The following is a 16,873-nucleotide window of genomic DNA, read 5'->3' as shown; positions in this document are numbered from 1 at the left end:
CCCGTGTTTTTATTCAGGTCTTTGACTGAAATTTTTTCTTCCCATTTGTTTCTGATGTTCAGACCCGTGTAGTGGACTGATCTCAAATAAAGGTTAATCTATGAAACCCGTAATTGCGCTCATTGGTCGTCCGAACGTCGGAAAATCAACGTTGTTTAACCAGATCACCAAGAGTCGTGATGCTCTGGTCGCAGACTTTGCCGGCCTGACGCGTGACCGTAAATATGGTGATGCGACCTATCAGAATAAATCCTTCATCGTGGTCGATACCGGCGGTATTGGCGAATCTGAAGGTGGTATCGATTCTTACATGGCCGAGCAGTCGAAAACCGCCATCCATGAAGCCGATATGATCATCTTCGTGGTCGATGCGCGTGCCGGTCTGCTGGCTTCGGATGAGCAGATTGCCCGTGAACTGCGTACGCTGGGTAAAAAAGTCTTTCTGGTGGCCAACAAGGTCGATGGCGTACATGCAGAAGCCGCGCTGGTTGAATTCTTTAAACTGGGGATGGGCGAGCCAATGCAAGTGGCCGCCAGCCATGGTCGCGGTGTTCAGCAGATGCTGGAAGAAGTACTGCAAGATGTGCCGGAAGATGAAAACCCGGAAGAGCGTGATGAAGACACGGGTCTGCGTCTAGCGATTATTGGTCGTCCAAACGTGGGTAAATCGACGCTGGTGAACCGTTTGCTGGGTGAAGAGCGCGTGGTTGCTTTTGACCAGCCGGGCACAACACGTGACTCGATCTATATTCCGTTTGAGCGTGAAGGGCGTAAATACACCCTGATTGATACTGCCGGTGTACGCCGTAAAGGCAAGGTCGATGAAATGATCGAGAAATTCTCGATTGTAAAAACCTTGCAGGCGATGAAAGATGCCAACGTGGTGGTTGTGGTGGTCGATGCCCGTGAAGGGATTGTCGAGCAGGACCTGCACCTGATTGGTTATGCGCTGGAAGCTGGCCGTGCCATGGTGATTGCGATCAATAAATGGGACAACATGTCTGAATATGATCGCAAGCAGTGTAAGCTGGATGTCGAGCGCCGCTTTGACTTTATTCCTTGGGCGCGTATTCACCTGATTTCAGCGCTGCATGGCACTGGGGTGGGTGATCTTTATCCATCGATTCATCGTGCTTATGAGTCTTCGCGCTTAAAAGTATCACCAGCCAAACTGACTCAGATTTTGAATGATGCAACTGAAGCGCACCATCCGCCAAAAGTGCAGGGTCGTGCCATTAAAATGCGTTATGCACACATGGGAGGCCAGAACCCGCCAACGATTGTAATTCACGGTAACAAGGTGGATAAAACCCCGGCCGATTATCGTCGTTACCTGGAAAACGTGTTCCGTAAGGTCTATAAGCTGGAAGGAACTCCGGTGAAGATTGAATTTAAAACCTCTGAGAACCCGTTTGAAGGACGTAAATCACAGGTGGATGAACGTACTGCTGCGCGTCGTCGTCGTTATGTACAGAAGTTTAAGAAAGCCGAGAAGAAATTTAAACGCGGTTAAGCGGTTTGTTACTTGATACAAAAAAAGCCCGAATCAGATTCGGGCTTTTTTATGGCCATCAGTTTCTAGTCTGGACGCCGTGCCAGCCACATATTGCTATAACGATTCACCCACTGCGGGCTTAGGCGCGACAGGGTAAAAAGGAATTTGCTTTTTAGTCCGACCGGCTGATGGGTGGCGGTAAATAGCGAGCTTTTTCGCGTAACACAACTGAAAATTTCATCGGCCACATCTTCCGCGCTTAAATGTACCCCCATATTTTGGATGGTGCCGGCATCCATATCTTTGACCATGGCGGTTTGTACAAACAGAGGCATCACATCCAGCACCCGGATACCGTATTTTTGCCATTCAACATCCAGCCCTTCGCTTATACCGCGTACCGCAAATTTGCTGGCCGAATACGATACCAGATCGGCCTGTCCATAAATGGCCGAAGCTGATGACAGGTTCACCACCCGGGCAAAAGTCGCCTGTTTTAAATAAGGCAGTGCGGCATGACAGCCATTTAGCACCCCATTGACATTAACCTGCATGGTACGCTGATGCGCCTGAATCTCGGTGTCTTCAAAAGCACCCGAATATAAGATACCGGCATTATTGACTAAAATATTCAGCTCGCCAGCCCAGTCTACAAAACGCGCCAAAGCCGTTTGCCACTGTGCATAATCCGCGACATCCAGCCCGCCGGCTTGCGCATTGGGACCTAGCTGCTGCGCCAGTTGCTCGGCCTGTGCAACATTTAAATCATAAATTCCGACTTTATAACCCGCCTGATAAAATAAGCGGGCCACTGCTGCACCAATGCCTTGTGCTGCACCACTAATGAAGATACTGTGCATGTGGCTAACTCCTTGTGTTTTTGTTTTTCAAAGTGTTGTTCTGTTGAGAGCATAGCAAATATTTTTATGTAGATGATGGTTAAAGAAGGTAGAAATCGGCATGGATCAGTTATTGGCAGTGATGAAACAGCTTCGTGAGCAATGCCCATGGGACCAGAAGCAGACCCCGGAATCGCTGACCAGGTATGCAATTGAAGAAGCCTATGAAGTCGAAGCGGCCGTGCGCAGTGGTCATGCTCAGGACGTCAAAGAAGAACTGGGTGATCTATTGCTGCAAGTGGTATTCCAGTCGCAAATGTATAGCGAGCAGGGTGCTTTTGACTTTCAGGATGTGGTGCAGGCCATTACCGATAAAATGATTCGCCGTCATCCGCATGTATTTCAGTCCGAGCAGTTTGCGGCCTTAAGCCCGGAAGATGTCAGTGCATTGTGGCAGCAGATTAAACAGCAGGAAAAAGCCGGCAAACCTGCATCGCGCTTATCTGAGGTCAAACATGGCCCGGCCATTCAGCAGGCGCAGCAATTACAGCACAATGTCGCACAGATTGGCTTTGATTTTCCCGATGTCACTGGTGCGATGCAGAAAGTCGATGAAGAGTTGCAGGAGTTGAAACAGGCGGTGGATCGGCAAAATTCCGACGAAATTCTGGATGAGCTGGGTGACTGTTTATTTTCTTTAATTAATGTTGGCCGTAAACTGAGTCTGTCCAGCGAAATGGCTTTGCTGAGTACCGTACATAAATTTAGAACCCGCTTTGCTTTCATTGAACAGCAGTTACAACAGCAGCATAAAAATATAGAACAGGTGTCGTTGGCTGAAATGGATCAGTTGTGGGAGCAGGCAAAACAACAATTAAAATGACAGAGTGACCATGACAAGAAGAATAAGATTTCAACACGTTCAAGCTCTAATTCAACTGGCGTTAATGTTCTGCGTGTTTTGTAGTTTTTTCGCGCTGCAAAATGCGCAGGCAGAAAATTATGATGCGCGTTATCTGCAATGGAAGGCCGAACAAGAGGCGATTGATGCCCGCTTAAGCCCGTCGGCTTCTACGAAGACTTCCCAACCCCGTTCAGCTAGCGCAGGCAGCAGTGAAAAAATTAATCTGAATATGGCAACAGCCGCGCAATTACAGCAATTATCTGGCGTGGGACAAAAGAAGGCGGAAGCCATTATTGAGTACCGCAATCGGCATGGAAAATTCAAACGGATTGAAGATTTACAGCTGGTCAAAGGGATTGGACCGGCATTATTGGCCAAAAACCGGCACCGGCTGGGTATTTAATCGGGTCTGATCATCGGCCAACACCGCATCAGCCGGGCCCGAGTATTGAGATAATCAAATTGCCCTTTGATTGTGTTAGAGATATGATTAGCGTCATCTAATCTATTTTACGTTCAGACGTAGGAGACAGCGTCTTTTGCAAACTTTGCGCGCGTCAAAATGTGGTTTATCAACCACGCAATTACCTGCTTACATTCTAGATGTTATTGATGCTTTAACCAAAGCTGGCTATGAAGCTTATATCGTTGGTGGTGGTGTTCGTGACCTGATGTTGGGCCTGAATCCGAAGGATTTTGATGCCGTGACCAATGCCACGCCATCTCAGGTCAAAGAGGTGTTCGGACGCCGCTGTCGCATTATCGGACGCCGCTTTGAGCTGGCTCATGTCTATTCTGGACGTGAACTGGTGGAAGTTGCTACCTTCCGTGCACCGCCGAAAAGAGCGGTGACCTCTGCTGCGGGCATGATTTTAAGAGACAATAACTGGGGCACGATTGAGCAGGATTTTGCCCGTCGTGACTTCAGTATCAATGCTTTGTATTACCAGCCACGTAAAGGAATCGTGCTGGATTTCTGTCATGCAGTTGATGACATTAAATCCAAAACCTTGCGTCTGCTCGGTGATCCGACCGTCCGTTTTGAAGAAGATCCGGTGCGGATGCTGCGGACCTTACGTTTTGCGGCCAAGCTGAATTTCAATATTGATCCGGCCATTCTGGAGATTTTTACTCCGGAAATGACCCAGTTGCTGCGCGATGTTTCTCCGCACCGTCTGTATGATGAATCGCAAAAACTGTTCACCATGGGGCATTTAAATCGCGTCTTGCCGATGCTGATTGACTTCGGTATCTGGCGTCAGCTTTTTGCCGACATCAAGCCGGACATCACTCCCTTTATTGAACTGGCTGCAAAAAATACCGATCAGCGCATTGCGATTGGCAAAACCATCAACCCGGCCTTTTTCTATGCGGTGCTGCTGTGGAAGCCATTTTTAGAGCGCTGTGATTTTTATCTGTCCAAAGGGGTAATTCCGGCAGAAGCGCGTGCCCAGGCTGGACTGGATGTGCTGAAACGTCAGGCCACCCGCACGGTGATTCCGCGTTTTGCTGAAACCTTTATTCGTGAAGTCTGGGAAATGCAAACCCGTTTGCTGAATCCAAAACCTCAGCAAATTGCTGCCTTGTCCAACCATGCGCGTTTCCGTGCCGGTTTCGACTTTTTGCTGCTGCGTGAAAGATCTGGCGATGCCCAGACTCAAGAGATGGGTACGTGGTGGGATCAGTACCAGACCATGAGCACCGATGAAAAAGAACGTGCCATTGGCCAGTACAACCGTCAGCGGGCCAAGAGCCGTCGCAAAGCTGCACAGGAAGAACATCTGGAGCAGCAGCTGAATGCCGCGCAGACCGCCGAAATTGAACCGCTGGTGAATGAGCCGGAGCCACGCAGCCGCCGTGCCCGTAAAGCCAAACAGCAGGAAGATGCCCGTGCCCAGGTTGCATCAACATCATCAAGCAATGGCTCGGGGATTGGTGCAGACCATCCAATTCTGAAGCGCAAGCGGGTACAACGGGATTTAAGTCAGGTTATTTTCGGGCCAACACAATGAGTAGGGTGACTTATATTGGCCTGGGCAGTAACCTGGGCGATTCACGCCAGATTCTGACCGAAGCTGTGCACAAGCTGGCGACGTTGGGTCAGGTCAAAACCTCTAAACTGTATCAAAGTCCGCCGATGGGGCCACAAGACCAGCCGAATTATTTAAATGCGGTGGTACAGCTGCGTACAGATTTACCGGCGCTGGAATTGCTGGATCAGCTGCAGCGTTTTGAGCAGGAAGCCGGACGGGTGCGTTTACGCCATTGGGGTGAACGCACGCTCGATCTGGATTTACTCCTCTATGGACAGGAGCAGATTCAGCATGAACGTCTGACTGTGCCGCATGTCGGCGTTTTAGAACGCGATTTCGTGGTGATTCCATTACTGGATTTAGACCCCGAACTGCGTGTGCATACGCAATTATTAAAAGACTTGCCGTTCATTCAACAGCCCGCACTGGATGTGCTGGACCATGAACACTGGGCAAATATTTAAAGTGATTTTTAGCATGTTCTATGCTTTTCCTAGAGGAACATCTCCATGATTAGTCTCAGTGACTTAAGACAATTTAAAGCCGATGGTCGCAAATTCTCCTGCCTGACTTGTTATGATGCGAGTATGGCCAAGGCAATGGAAATTGCTGAAATTGATAGTATTTTAATTGGCGACTCGCTGGGGATGTCGATTCAGGGCCGTGACTCTACCTTGCCGGTGACCGTTGAAGATATGGCCTATCATACGGCAGCAGTGCGTCGTGGCAATCAGCATGCCTTTATCATGACCGATCTGCCATTTATGAGTTATGCCACCTTGAATGATGCACTGCAAAGCTCGAAAACCGTGATGCAGGCCGGTGCGCAAATGGTCAAAATGGAAGGTGGTGCCTGGCTGGCTGAAACCGTAGAAGTGCTGACCCGTAACGGAATTCCAGTGTGTGTGCATTTGGGCCTGACGCCGCAATCGGTACATGTCTTTGGCGGTTATAAACTCCAGGCGCGTACCCGTGAAGCGGCGGACAAGTTGATTGCCGACTGTCAGGCGGTAGTTGATGCCGGTGCTGCGCTGTTATTGCTGGAATGTGTACCGGCGCAGCTTGGTCAGGAAATTAGCGCCCTGTTCCCGCATATTCCGGTAATTGGGATTGGTGCCGGTGCAGACACCGATGGTCAGGTGCTGGTGGTGCAAGATATGCTGGGTCTGACGTTTGGCCGCGTTGCCAAATTTGTACGGAACTTTATGAAAGAGCAGTCTGGTGAAACAGCCATTTTAGATGCCTTCAAAGCCTATCATGCTGCGGTACAAGACGGTTCTTTCCCGGCACGTGAACAAACTTTCCAAGTTGAGTTGTAAAACATGAAAACAGAAACCACGATTCAGGGATTGGCAGCCTCATTAAATCCTGCACGTGCAGCGCGTAAAATTATTGGTTTTGTCCCGACCATGGGCAATTTGCATGAAGGCCATCTGAGCCTGGTGCGTGAAGCGCGTCAATTATGTGATGTGGTGGTGGTCAGCATCTTCGTGAACCCGATTCAGTTTGGTCCAAATGAAGACTTTGACAACTATCCACGGACCTTGGAACAAGACAGTCAATTGCTGGCAGAAGCCGGTTGTGACATCGTATTTGCACCTTCTGTCGAGCAAATGTATGGCAAAAGCCCGCGTTTAACCAACATCAGTGTGTCTGAAATTACCGAAGACCTGTGTGGTTTGCAGCGTCCGGGACATTTTGATGGTGTCGCGGTGGTGGTGACCAAGCTGTTTAATATTGTGCAGCCGAACTATGCCTTCTTTGGCCAAAAAGATTATCAACAGCTGGCGGTGATCCGTCAGTTTGTACGTGACCTGAATATTCCACTGGAAGTGATTGGCGTGCCAATTGTCCGGGCAGAGGATGGTCTGGCCCTTAGTTCCCGTAACGGTTATTTAAGTGAACAGGAACGTAAAACGGCACCAGTAATTTATCAAAGCCTGAAAAATGCTGAACAGGCACTGCAACAGGGTGAAAAGCTGTCAGAAGTGTTAGCGAATATTAAGGCAGCATTGACGCAGGCCGGCTTTGTTGTGGACTATGTAGAGGCACGTACACCTGAACTGCAAAAAATTGATGAATTTAATCAAGAGATTGTTTTGTTCGTGGCGGCAAAATTGGGAAGCACCCGCTTAATTGATAATATGCAGATCAAACCGACTGCATAGCTCAGCAATGGAAAGGACAGCCTTGTCATGAAGCGTATTTTGATTGTGACCGGACAATCAGGTTCAGGAAAATCCTCGGCTTTGCAGGTTCTCGAAGACCTCGGATATTACTGTATTGATAACCTTCCTCTGGCATTGCTGCCCGAAATTGTGGCCAAGCTTGATCTGGAAAATAATCTGGAACAGCTGGCGCTAGGGGTCGATGTACGCAGTACCCGCGCCAATTTGCAGGAATTTGACCAGGTGTTTGAACAGCTGCAAGGTCATGGCTCGGTCGATATTATTTATCTGACCGCCCAAGATCAGGAGCTGATCACCCGCTTTAGTGCTTCGCGCCGTCCGCATCCTCTGGCCAGCCGGTTTAAAAGTCTGCATCAATGCATTCAGGAAGAAAAAGTCCTGCTTATGCCGATTCAGCTGCGCTCCACGGTGCACATTGATACCACCGACAAGAGTGTGCATGACTTAAAGCATACCTTGCTGTCGAAGCTGGGTCAGACCGATAAACTGATTGTGATTTTGCAATCTTTTGGCTACAAGTATGGTATTCCGCTGGATGCCGACTATGTCTTTGATATCCGGCATTTGCCGAACCCACATTGGGATCTGTCTTTGCGCAAATATTCCGGGCTGGATGAGCCGGTGCAACAGTTTCTGGAACAGCATGAACAGACCAATGAAATGTTCCAGGATATTTATCAGTTTTTAAATAAATGGCTACCTGCATTTGCAGAAGGGCATCGTCATTATATGACCATCTCTATTGGCTGTACCGGTGGGCAGCACCGATCTGTTTATATGGTGGATAGACTAAAAAAGGCACTTGAGGCACAATGGTCTATTCAAGTCTTACACCGGGAAATGAAGCACTGGTCATGATTGACACAACTGTTGACGTAATTAATAAACTAGGTTTACATGCGCGTGCATCAGGCAAACTGATTGAAGTCACCACGAAATTCCGTTCGTCCATTCAAATTGGCAAAGGTGACAAGTTGGTCGATGCAAAAAATATCATGTCCCTGCTCATGCTCGGCGCAGGTAAGGGCACAACTTTACGTTTAGTGATTGAAGGTGCAGATGAAGAACAAGCTTTATCTGAAATTCAGGCACTTTTTGCAGCAAAATTTTACGAGGCAGATTAATCGTGGCACGTCGACCGCACCGTTTTACCGAAGATGATTTCGAATCTTTAGAAGGACGTGCAAGTAAAACTGAACAGAAAAAAGCCGTACAGCGTATGGCTGCTTTGGGCGAGCAGTTGGCTCAACTGAACCCGAAGCAAATTCAAAAGCTTCCTGTAGATGAGCGTTTAATTGATGCACTCATTGAAGTGCAGAATATCAGTTCGCATGAGGCGCGTCGCCGTCAGTTCCAGCGGATTGGGAAACTGCTGCGCAATGAAGATGAATCGGTGATTCTGTCTTATTTAACCCCGCAGCAGGGTGCCAAAAAAACCGCACAGCTGCAACGCTGGGTCGAGCGGATTATTAAAGATGGTGATCCGGTAATTAATGATTTCTGCAAAACTTATAATGCGGCAGAACGACATACCCTGCGTCAGCATGTGTTGCGCATTCACCGTGATTTGAGAGTGGAAATGCCGGAAGCAGAGCTGGAAGCATCCAAGTTAAAATTGTTTAACTATGTGCAGCAAGTGGCGCTGTTATCTGACAATTAAGCTAATCAGACTTCATCTGGTCCGAAGCCATTAAAAACGACTCAATGGAGTCGTTTTTTTATTGCGGTTCATTTTTGGGTGACTGATGTGAAAACGGGCACTATGACCCGCATCAACATCTCGGCTGGCTTTAACCGAACTCGCCGACAGCGCGTTCTTTGGCCCATTCACGTAATACAAACTTCTGTAATTTGCCGGTCGAGGTTTTAGGAATCTCGGTAATCACCACTTCTTTTGGCACTTTAAAGCGCGCCAGATGCTGCTGGCAGAAGGTAATGATTTCATCTTCGGTCACGGTTTTACCTTCTTTAATTTCAATAAAGGCGCACGGCACTTCCTGCCAGCGCGGATCCGGTTTGGCCACCACTGCCGCGGTGAGGACCGCAGGGTGCTGATACAACACTTCTTCAACTTCCAGCGAGGAAATATTTTCACCGCCGGAAATAATCACATCCTTGGAGCGGTCGGTAATTTTGGCATAGCCATCCGGCTGGCAAACGGCCAGGTCGCCGGTATGGAACCAGCCACCGGCAAAGGCTTCGGCCGTCGCTTCCGGATTTTTTAAATAGCCTTTCATCACGATATTGCCACGGAACATAATTTCGCCCATGGTTTCGCCATCGTTCGGTACCGGTTGCATGGTCTCCGGGTCGAGGACTTTCATGCCATCTTGCAGCGGATACGGCACGCCTTGGCGTGAATGCAATTGCGCCTGTTCCTGAATGGTCAGTTCGGACCAGCCAGCTTGTGATGCACATAGCGCCGATGGGCCATAGGTTTCAGTTAAGCCATAAACATGGGTCACGTTAATGCCCAGATTACGCATCCCTTCAATAATCGCCGCAGGTGGTGCAGCACCGGCCACCATCACTTCTACGCGATGCTCAATTTTGATCTGCTGCTGTTCCGGGGCATTAATCAGCATCGACAGTACAATCGGTGCGCCGCAGAAGTAATCAACTTTGTGTTCAGCAATCAGCTTAAAAATCAGTTCAGGATCGACTTTGCGCAGGCAGATATTGGTGCCGCCATTGGCCGCCATGGTCCAGGCAAAACACCAGCCATTGCAGTGGAACAGCGGCAAGGTCCATAAATAGGTCGCGCGCGGGGTCATGCCGCAGGCAATAATATTACTGGCGGCATTGATATAAGCCCCACGATGATGATAGACCACGCCTTTCGGGTTGCCAGTGGTGCCAGAGGTATAGTTCAGGCTAATCGCATCCCATTCATCTTGTGGGAGTGACCATTCAAAATTGGCATCGCCTTCAGCCAGCCAGTCTTCATATTCAATCTGGCCAATCGGGGCAGTAAAGCACTGCTCATACAGCTCATCTTCAACATCAATCACAAAAATCTCTTGTGGCACCAGCGCCAGCGCTTCTTTGGCCACGGCGGAAAATTCCGGATCAACCAGTAACACTTTGGATTCGGCATGTTCCAGCATAAAGGCCAGACTTTTGGCATCGAGCCGGGTGTTGAGGGTATTGAGGACGGCGCCTGCCATTGGTACGGCAAAATGTGCTTCCAGCATGGCTGGTACGTTCGGGAGTAAGGTGGACACGGTATCATTCTTGCCGACCCCCAGCTGTTGTAGCTGATGGGCAAACTGGCGGCAACGTTGATATTTTTCTCGCCAGGTAATGCGGCGTTTACCGTGAATAATGGCGTCCTGATGCGGGTAGATATAAGCAGCGCGTTCAAGGTATCTCAGTGGAGACAAGGCCACGAAATTGGCAGGGGTACGCGGCAATTGATCATATGCGCTAACCATTATTATTACTCCCTAATCATATTTATTGTTTCTCTGGTTTAAAGATATTCATTTCAGTGCAGGCTTGCAGTTATTCTTTAGTCGAGTGAGCGGTATTGCTGCTGAATAGGCACGCTATCATCTGAAATATAAACCTTTTTTGATCCGGTAAAATTGTATGGAGATATTTCTTTTTTATCTGGGTGTAGCTGATGATAGCAGTTGCAGATAGATTGGCCAGATCAGCATATAAAAAGCCACATCATCCGTTTGACCGGTAAATCCGGAAATAAAATTGGCCCATGCAGCACATTTTTTTAAATCGGAAAAAATTAAGCATAAACACGAGGCTTAATTTGAATTTTCTCGGAGAAAAGGTTTAATCACCGCGCCAAGACGTGTAAAATTCTAGTCGATTTTTTATTTACCACCGTTTTTTATCTTTTGAGGTTCTCCTCGATCATAATCTCGCGGTGACATGCTCCATGGTACGGGGCATCACTCCTTAAGGATTTTCTATGCCAATTATCACTTTGCCGAATGGTGATCAAAAACAATTTGATCAAGCCGTATCTGTGATGGAAGTTGCACAAAGCATCGGCCCAGGTCTTGCCAAAAATACTGTGGCAGGTCGTGTGAACGATCGTTTAGTCGATGCCTGCGATTTAATTACTGAAGATGCCACCTTACAAATCATCACACCGAAAGACGAAGAAGGGGTCGAAATTATTCGTCACTCTTGTGCGCACCTGGTGGGCCATGCGGTAAAACAATTGTTCCCTGAAGCAAAAATGGTGATTGGTCCAGTCATTGAAGAAGGTTTCTACTATGACATCTGGATGCCACGTCCATTTACTTTAGATGACATGGCGGCCATCGAAGAGCGTATGAAAAAGCTCATCGACCAGGACTACGATGTTGTGAAAAAAATGACCCCGCGTGATGAAGTCATTGCTGAATTCACTGCGCGTGGCGAAGAATACAAACTGCGCCTGATTGCAGACATGCCTGAAGAAACTCAAATGGGCTTGTACTACCATCAGGACTATCTGGATATGTGCCGTGGTCCGCACGTACCAAATACCAAATTCTTAAAATCATTCAAGCTGACCAAAATCTCGGGTGCTTACTGGCGCGGTGATGCCAAAAACGAGCAGCTGCAACGGATTTATGGTACCGCCTGGGCTGACAAGAAACAGCTGGCTGCCTACATCAAACGTATTGAAGAAGCAGAAAAGCGTGACCACCGTAAAATTGGTAAAGCCTTAGACCTGTTCCATATGCAGGAAGAAGCGCCGGGTATGGTGTTCTGGCATCCAAATGGCTGGACCATTTACCAGGTGCTGGAACAGTACATGCGTAAAGTGCAGCAGGACAACGGTTATCAGGAAATCCGTACCCCGCAGGTGGTCGATTTCACCTTATGGGAAAAATCGGGTCATGCCGCGAACTATGCGGAAAACATGTTTACCACGCATTCTGAAAACCGTAACTACGCAGTGAAGCCAATGAACTGCCCATGTCACGTGCAGGTGTTTAACCAGGGCCTAAAGTCGTATCGTGATTTACCAATCCGTCTGGCAGAATTTGGTTCATGTCACCGTAACGAGCCATCGGGTTCATTGCACGGTATTATGCGGGTACGTGGTTTCACTCAAGATGATGCGCATATTTTCTGTACCAAAGAGCAGATTGGCCAAGAGGTTGCTGACTTTATTCAGTTAACCTTAGATGTCTACAAAGACTTTGGCTTTGAAGATGTGCAAATGAAGTTATCGACTCGTCCTGAAAAACGTGTGGGTGATGATGCACTGTGGGATCTGGCAGAAAAATCACTGGCCGATGCTTTAGATGCAGCGGGTCTGGCCTGGGAACTACAGCCGGGTGAAGGCGCATTCTATGGTCCGAAAATTGAATTCTCATTGAAAGACTGCTTAGGCCGTGTATGGCAGTGCGGTACCATTCAGTGTGACTTTAACTTGCCAGAACGTTTAGATGCTTCTTATGTGACGGAAGATAACGACCGTGATCAGCCGGTAATGTTACACCGTGCGATTCTTGGAAGTTTTGAGCGTTTTATTGGTATACTTATTGAGCATTATGCAGGCTTTATGCCACCTTGGTTATCGCCAACACAAGCCTGTGTAATGAATATTACCGACGCGCAAGCTGAAGCCTGTGGGTCAGTCGTCGAGAAACTGAAAGAAAACGGTATTCGTGCGATTTCTGACTTGAGAAATGAGAAAATCGGCTTTAAGATTCGTGAACGTACTTTAGAGCGTATTCCTTACTTGCTGGTTCTTGGCGACCGTGAAGTAGAGGAAGGTACAGTGAACGTGCGTACCCGCTCAGGAAAAAATTTGGGTACTATGTCAATTGATGCTTTCGTTGACCTAGTAAAAGCAGCCGTTGCCGAACGCGGCCGGTACATTGTGGAGTAAGAAAGATTAAACAGCCTGACCGTAACCAACAACAAGGTGCTAAGAGTAACCGCCCTGCAATTAATGACGAGATCCGTGCAAAAGAAGTACGCCTCGTTGCAGCGGATGGTGAACAAAAAGGAATTGTTTCTTTAGCGGAAGCATTGCGTGCTGCAGAGGATGCAGATCTTGACCTCGTTGAGATTGTGGCAAATGCAGAGCCGCCTGTTTGTAAAATCATGGATTACAACAAGCACTTGTTTGACCTGAAGCAAAAGCAAAAAGATGCCAAGAAAAAGCAGCATCAAGTGCAGGTAAAAGAAATTAAATTGCGCCCAGCAACCGATGTAGGTGACTACAACGTAAAACTGCGTGCCATTTTAAAGTTCTTGGAAGAAGGCAACAAAGTCAAAATCACACTGCGTTTCCGTGGTCGTGAAATGGCGCACCAACAATTGGGTCTGGCACAATTACAGAAAATTGAAGCGGATGTAGCTGAAATTGGTGTAGTTGAACAGGCGCCAAAAATGGAAGGTCGTCAAATGGGTATGCTGCTTGGACCGAAAAAGAAAAAGTAAGCATCTCCGAATCAAAAAAGCACTGCCCAGCAGTGCTTTTTTTGTGACTACAGTTTATGAGGTCACTAATATTTTGACGTAATGATCGTTCGGTATGTTGAGCAGCTCAGCATACTTTGCATGATAAAAGCTCGGTGACTTTCGAACAGCTGCGGGTCATCTCTGGTGTTTAATTTTTATGTGACAACAGTTGCCCTGCTCAGGCTTATCTCGTATCTTTAACGGCAGAGCAATAACACATGACAACGACAAGAGCGCAAGGATATACACATGATTGATCTTTATTATTGGGGCACGCCCAATGGTCATAAAATTACGATTGCCTTAGAAGAAATGGCGCTGCCATACCAGATTTTCCCGATTAACATCCTTGAAAACGACCAGTTCCAGCCAGATTTTCTGCGCATTTCTCCCAACAATAAAATTCCAGCTATCGTCGATCAGGATGGACCGAATGGCCAGCCGATTTCGATTTTTGAATCGGGGGCGATCTTGCAATATTTGGGCCGTAAAACCGGCATGTTCTATCCGGTAGATGAGCTCGAGCGGGTAGAGGTGGAGCAGTGGCTGATGTGGCAAATGGGTGGCTTAGGCCCGATGCTCGGTCAGAACCATCACTTTAGCCGCTTTGCACCCGAGCGTATTGCCTATGCCACCGAGCGTTATGTCAATGAAAGCAAACGTCTGTATAGCGTGTTAAACAAGCAGCTGATCGGGCAGAAATATGTAGCCGGTGAATATTCAATTGCCGATATGGCGATTTTACCGTGGTTGTTACGCCATGAATGGCAGCAGATTCCGCTAGAAGATTATCCGCATGTGCAGGATTATATTGAGCGTTTAACCGCCCGTCCGGCAGTACAACGCGCCCTGGCGATTCAGGTTTAAATAATCATCATAAAATCACCTAAAGCATCTTCGGGTGCTTTTTTTGTGATTTCAGTTAAGATGGGCAGAACCTGTTAACTGCATCTGTTATGGCTTATCTGCTGTTATTTCTGTCGGCCTTTGGGGCGGCTACCTTATTGCCGTTGCAATCTGAAGCGGTATTACTGGGCCTGCTCATTCAAGAGCAACATTCGGTGATGGCTTTAATAGCCATCGCCAGTCTGGGCAATATTCTGGGCAGCTGTGTGAACTGGTGGTTAGGACTCAAGATCGAGCAGTATAAAGACAAGCGCTGGTTTCCGGTGTCTGAACCCAAGCTGCAGCAGGCACAGCAGATTTATCGGAAATATGGCTTCTGGTCCTTACTGCTGAGCTGGGTGCCGGTGATTGGTGATCCAATCACCCTAATTGCCGGTTTAATGAAAGAAAACTTCGCCCGATTTCTGCTGATGGTGAGTGTAGCCAAAATCGGGCGTTATCTGTTTATTTATCTGGCTTATGCCATGTTCTAGTTTAGCCCTCACATTCTGCAGGCTGAAAACGGACTTCATCTTTCAGGCTGGATTTTTTATAGATCCAGAATTTGCGTGGTACATCGACCTGTGCACCTTGCAGCGCCTGAATCAGTTTCTGGTCCAGCGCATAACGGCCGGAGCCTTGCTGAATTTTAACCTTGTGGATGTTGCCGTATTTATCGGCTTTCATTTTGAACTGAATCCGGCGGGCATGACCATTTAACTCATCTTCGGTGACGTTCAGTTGAGGCTGGCTGCGATATTGAAACGCGCTTTTTGCGCCGGCTTGCTGCGCTTGCCAGACAGTCGAGTCAAAGCTGTAGTGGCAGTCCTGAGCAGTATCTTTTAAATCCAGATGAAAGACCTGATAACCAATCACTGGAACCGGGGTATCATCGACCAGATGTGGTTTGATTCTGGCCTGTTTTACCGCCTGGCTAATCAGCTGATCTAAAGATTTTAGTCCGGTGCTTTCCTGTACCGTGACCTTGTTGATTTGCCCCGATTCATCGGCATGAATCCGTAAAATGGCCGCGCGGTTTTGCTGCTTTAAATCGGCATTGCTATAACGCAGCTGCGGAAACTCGGTCCATTGAATACGCGTGGTCAGATGGGCGGCCAACGCCGAGGTTTTTTGTACTTGCAGTTGTTCGGCAGGGGCAGCAATGGCAAGCGTGGCACTAAGCGGCAGCGCCAGACACAGACTCAGGCAAATGGTTTTTTTCATGAGGATTAGCTTGTTGTTGGGCAAAAGAAGGAACGCTGCGCAGTATTTCCTGAATTGACCGTCAGTACAAGTCTTCCGCTATAAAAATAAGAGGTTCCATCTGTATGTTTTGGCTGTTCAATAAAAAGGAGAGATCCTGCTAATCTCAAAGACCTCATCTGCCGATAGAAGACGAGCAACTTTTGCAATATCTGCTTTTGTTTTAGGCAAAGATGCTTTAGAATACGTGCTCCCTTACCTGCAGGTCGTTTGTAATGGTGCAAATGAGCCGAACAGGTACTTAAAAGAGGTTGTTATGGCTAAGTTAAAAACTCGCCGTGGTGCAGCTAAACGTTTCAAAGCGACTGCTAACGGTTTCAAGCGTAAACAAGCGTTCAAACGCCACATTTTGACCAAAAAATCTGCTAAACGTATCCGTCAATTGCGCGGCTGTGTAATGGTTCACGTGAGTGACGTTGCTTCAGTTCGTCGTATGTGCCCATACATCTAAGGAGATTTATAAATGGCTCGTGTAAAACGTGGTGTACAGGCTCATCGCCGTCATAAAAAAATTCTTGCTCGTGCTAAAGGTTACTATGGTGCTCGTTCACGCGTATATCGCGTAGCGTTCCAAGCGGTAATCAAAGCAGGTCAATACGCTTACCGTGACCGTCGTCAGAAGAAACGTCAATTCCGTGCTCTATGGATTGCGCGTATCAATGCTGGTGCTCGTCAAAACGGCTTGTCTTACAGCCGTATGATTGCTGGTTTGAAGAAAGCTCAAGTGATCATCGACCGTCGCGTACTTGCTGACATCGCTATGCATGACGCAGTTGCATTTGCTGCTTTAGCTGAAAAAGCGAAAGGTGCATTGGCTGCCTAAGTCCTCGTGA

At 47.9% G+C, this 16,873-nt stretch carries 19 protein-coding genes; 16 read left to right on the top strand and 3 right to left on the bottom strand.

Translation table 11 applies throughout. The features are described 5' to 3' along the window. The first annotated feature begins 100 nt into the window (after positions 1-100). Entirely contained in the window at positions 101-1,513 is a 1,413-nt protein-coding gene (gene der, locus P253_RS14640; RefSeq protein WP_005182406.1) for a ribosome biogenesis GTPase Der, read from the top strand. 65 nt (positions 1,514-1,578) lie between these two features. Here der and P253_RS14635 read toward each other — a convergent pair whose 3' ends face one another. After that, on the bottom strand, positions 1,579-2,355 hold the full coding sequence (locus P253_RS14635; protein ID WP_016659529.1) for an SDR family oxidoreductase: 777 nt from the start codon (positions 2,353-2,355) through the stop codon (positions 1,579-1,581). Positions 2,356-2,455: 100 nt separating this feature from the next. On the opposite strand from P253_RS14635, the gene mazG reads away from it, so the two are divergent. The 9 genes from mazG to yjgA all read left to right on the top strand — a co-directional run bounded on the left by mazG (position 2,456) and on the right by yjgA (position 9,120). Then, positions 2,456-3,217, top strand: a complete 762-nt coding sequence (mazG, locus tag P253_RS14630; RefSeq protein WP_016659528.1) for a nucleoside triphosphate pyrophosphohydrolase — start codon at positions 2,456-2,458, stop codon at positions 3,215-3,217. 10 nt (positions 3,218-3,227) lie between these two features. Then, positions 3,228-3,641, top strand: a complete 414-nt coding sequence (locus P253_RS14625) for a ComEA family DNA-binding protein (RefSeq protein ID WP_016659527.1) — start codon at positions 3,228-3,230, stop codon at positions 3,639-3,641. 136 nt (positions 3,642-3,777) lie between these two features. Beyond that, on the top strand, positions 3,778-5,250 hold the full coding sequence (gene pcnB, locus P253_RS14620; RefSeq protein ID WP_005182410.1) for a polynucleotide adenylyltransferase PcnB: 1,473 nt from the start codon (positions 3,778-3,780) through the stop codon (positions 5,248-5,250). Continuing rightward, positions 5,247-5,735 carry a 2-amino-4-hydroxy-6-hydroxymethyldihydropteridine diphosphokinase gene (gene folK / locus P253_RS14615; RefSeq protein WP_005182411.1) on the top strand — a complete coding sequence of 163 codons (489 nt, stop codon included), beginning with the start codon at positions 5,247-5,249 and terminating at the stop codon, positions 5,733-5,735. Before pcnB ends, folK begins: the two co-directional genes overlap by 4 nt. Positions 5,736-5,780: 45 nt before the next feature. Further along, positions 5,781-6,590: a 3-methyl-2-oxobutanoate hydroxymethyltransferase gene (gene panB, locus P253_RS14610; RefSeq protein WP_005182412.1), complete on the top strand. Its 810-nt coding sequence runs from the start codon at positions 5,781-5,783 to the stop codon at positions 6,588-6,590. A gap of 3 nt (positions 6,591-6,593) precedes the next feature. Continuing rightward, entirely contained in the window at positions 6,594-7,439 is an 846-nt protein-coding gene (gene panC, locus P253_RS14605) for a pantoate--beta-alanine ligase (RefSeq protein ID WP_016659526.1), read from the top strand. Positions 7,440-7,466: 27 nt separating this feature from the next. Further along, the gene (gene rapZ / locus P253_RS14600; protein ID WP_016659525.1) at positions 7,467-8,318 is read left to right on the top strand and encodes an RNase adapter RapZ; all 852 of its coding nucleotides are present in this window, start codon (positions 7,467-7,469) and stop codon (positions 8,316-8,318) included. Then, positions 8,315-8,584, top strand: coding sequence for an HPr family phosphocarrier protein (locus tag P253_RS14595; protein WP_034598158.1), 270 nt, complete (start codon positions 8,315-8,317; stop codon positions 8,582-8,584). Before rapZ ends, P253_RS14595 begins: the two co-directional genes overlap by 4 nt. A gap of 2 nt (positions 8,585-8,586) precedes the next feature. Next, the gene (gene yjgA, locus P253_RS14590) at positions 8,587-9,120 is read left to right on the top strand and encodes a ribosome biogenesis factor YjgA (protein ID WP_016659524.1); all 534 of its coding nucleotides are present in this window, start codon (positions 8,587-8,589) and stop codon (positions 9,118-9,120) included. Positions 9,121-9,250: 130 nt separating this feature from the next. Here yjgA and P253_RS14585 read toward each other — a convergent pair whose 3' ends face one another. Next, on the bottom strand, positions 9,251-10,894 hold the full coding sequence (locus tag P253_RS14585; protein ID WP_016659523.1) for an acyl-CoA synthetase: 1,644 nt from the start codon (positions 10,892-10,894) through the stop codon (positions 9,251-9,253). Between the two features lie 497 nt (positions 10,895-11,391). Here P253_RS14585 and thrS point away from each other — a divergent pair, with 497 nt between their 5' ends. From thrS to P253_RS14565, 4 genes are all read left to right on the top strand, one after another. Beyond that, positions 11,392-13,314: a threonine--tRNA ligase gene (gene thrS / locus P253_RS14580; RefSeq protein WP_016659522.1), complete on the top strand. Its 1,923-nt coding sequence runs from the start codon at positions 11,392-11,394 to the stop codon at positions 13,312-13,314. 5 nt (positions 13,315-13,319) lie between these two features. After that, on the top strand, positions 13,320-13,871 hold the full coding sequence (gene infC, locus P253_RS14575; RefSeq protein ID WP_075167371.1) for a translation initiation factor IF-3: 552 nt from the start codon (positions 13,320-13,322) through the stop codon (positions 13,869-13,871). A gap of 270 nt (positions 13,872-14,141) precedes the next feature. Further along, the gene (locus tag P253_RS14570; protein ID WP_016659521.1) at positions 14,142-14,759 is read left to right on the top strand and encodes a glutathione S-transferase N-terminal domain-containing protein; all 618 of its coding nucleotides are present in this window, start codon (positions 14,142-14,144) and stop codon (positions 14,757-14,759) included. 89 nt (positions 14,760-14,848) lie between these two features. Further along, on the top strand, positions 14,849-15,271 hold the full coding sequence (locus P253_RS14565) for a YqaA family protein (protein ID WP_005182435.1): 423 nt from the start codon (positions 14,849-14,851) through the stop codon (positions 15,269-15,271). Position 15,272: 1 nt separating this feature from the next. On the opposite strand, the gene P253_RS14560 is transcribed toward P253_RS14565, so the two are convergent. Then, positions 15,273-16,001: an energy transducer TonB gene (locus P253_RS14560; RefSeq protein WP_005182437.1), complete on the bottom strand. Its 729-nt coding sequence runs from the start codon at positions 15,999-16,001 to the stop codon at positions 15,273-15,275. A gap of 295 nt (positions 16,002-16,296) precedes the next feature. Between P253_RS14560 and rpmI the strand changes: the two genes are divergently transcribed. Next, positions 16,297-16,491 carry a 50S ribosomal protein L35 gene (gene rpmI, locus P253_RS15705; RefSeq protein WP_001096359.1) on the top strand — a complete coding sequence of 65 codons (195 nt, stop codon included), beginning with the start codon at positions 16,297-16,299 and terminating at the stop codon, positions 16,489-16,491. 12 nt (positions 16,492-16,503) lie between these two features. Next, entirely contained in the window at positions 16,504-16,863 is a 360-nt protein-coding gene (gene rplT / locus P253_RS14555; RefSeq protein ID WP_005182440.1) for a 50S ribosomal protein L20, read from the top strand. Positions 16,864-16,873 lie beyond the last annotated feature (10 nt).

The organism is Acinetobacter indicus CIP 110367 (assembly GCF_000488255.1).
GTDB lineage: Bacteria > Pseudomonadota > Gammaproteobacteria > Pseudomonadales > Moraxellaceae > Acinetobacter > Acinetobacter indicus.
The sequence above is the reverse complement of the archived record's forward strand: the minus strand, read 5'-3'. Positions and strand labels throughout refer to the sequence as shown.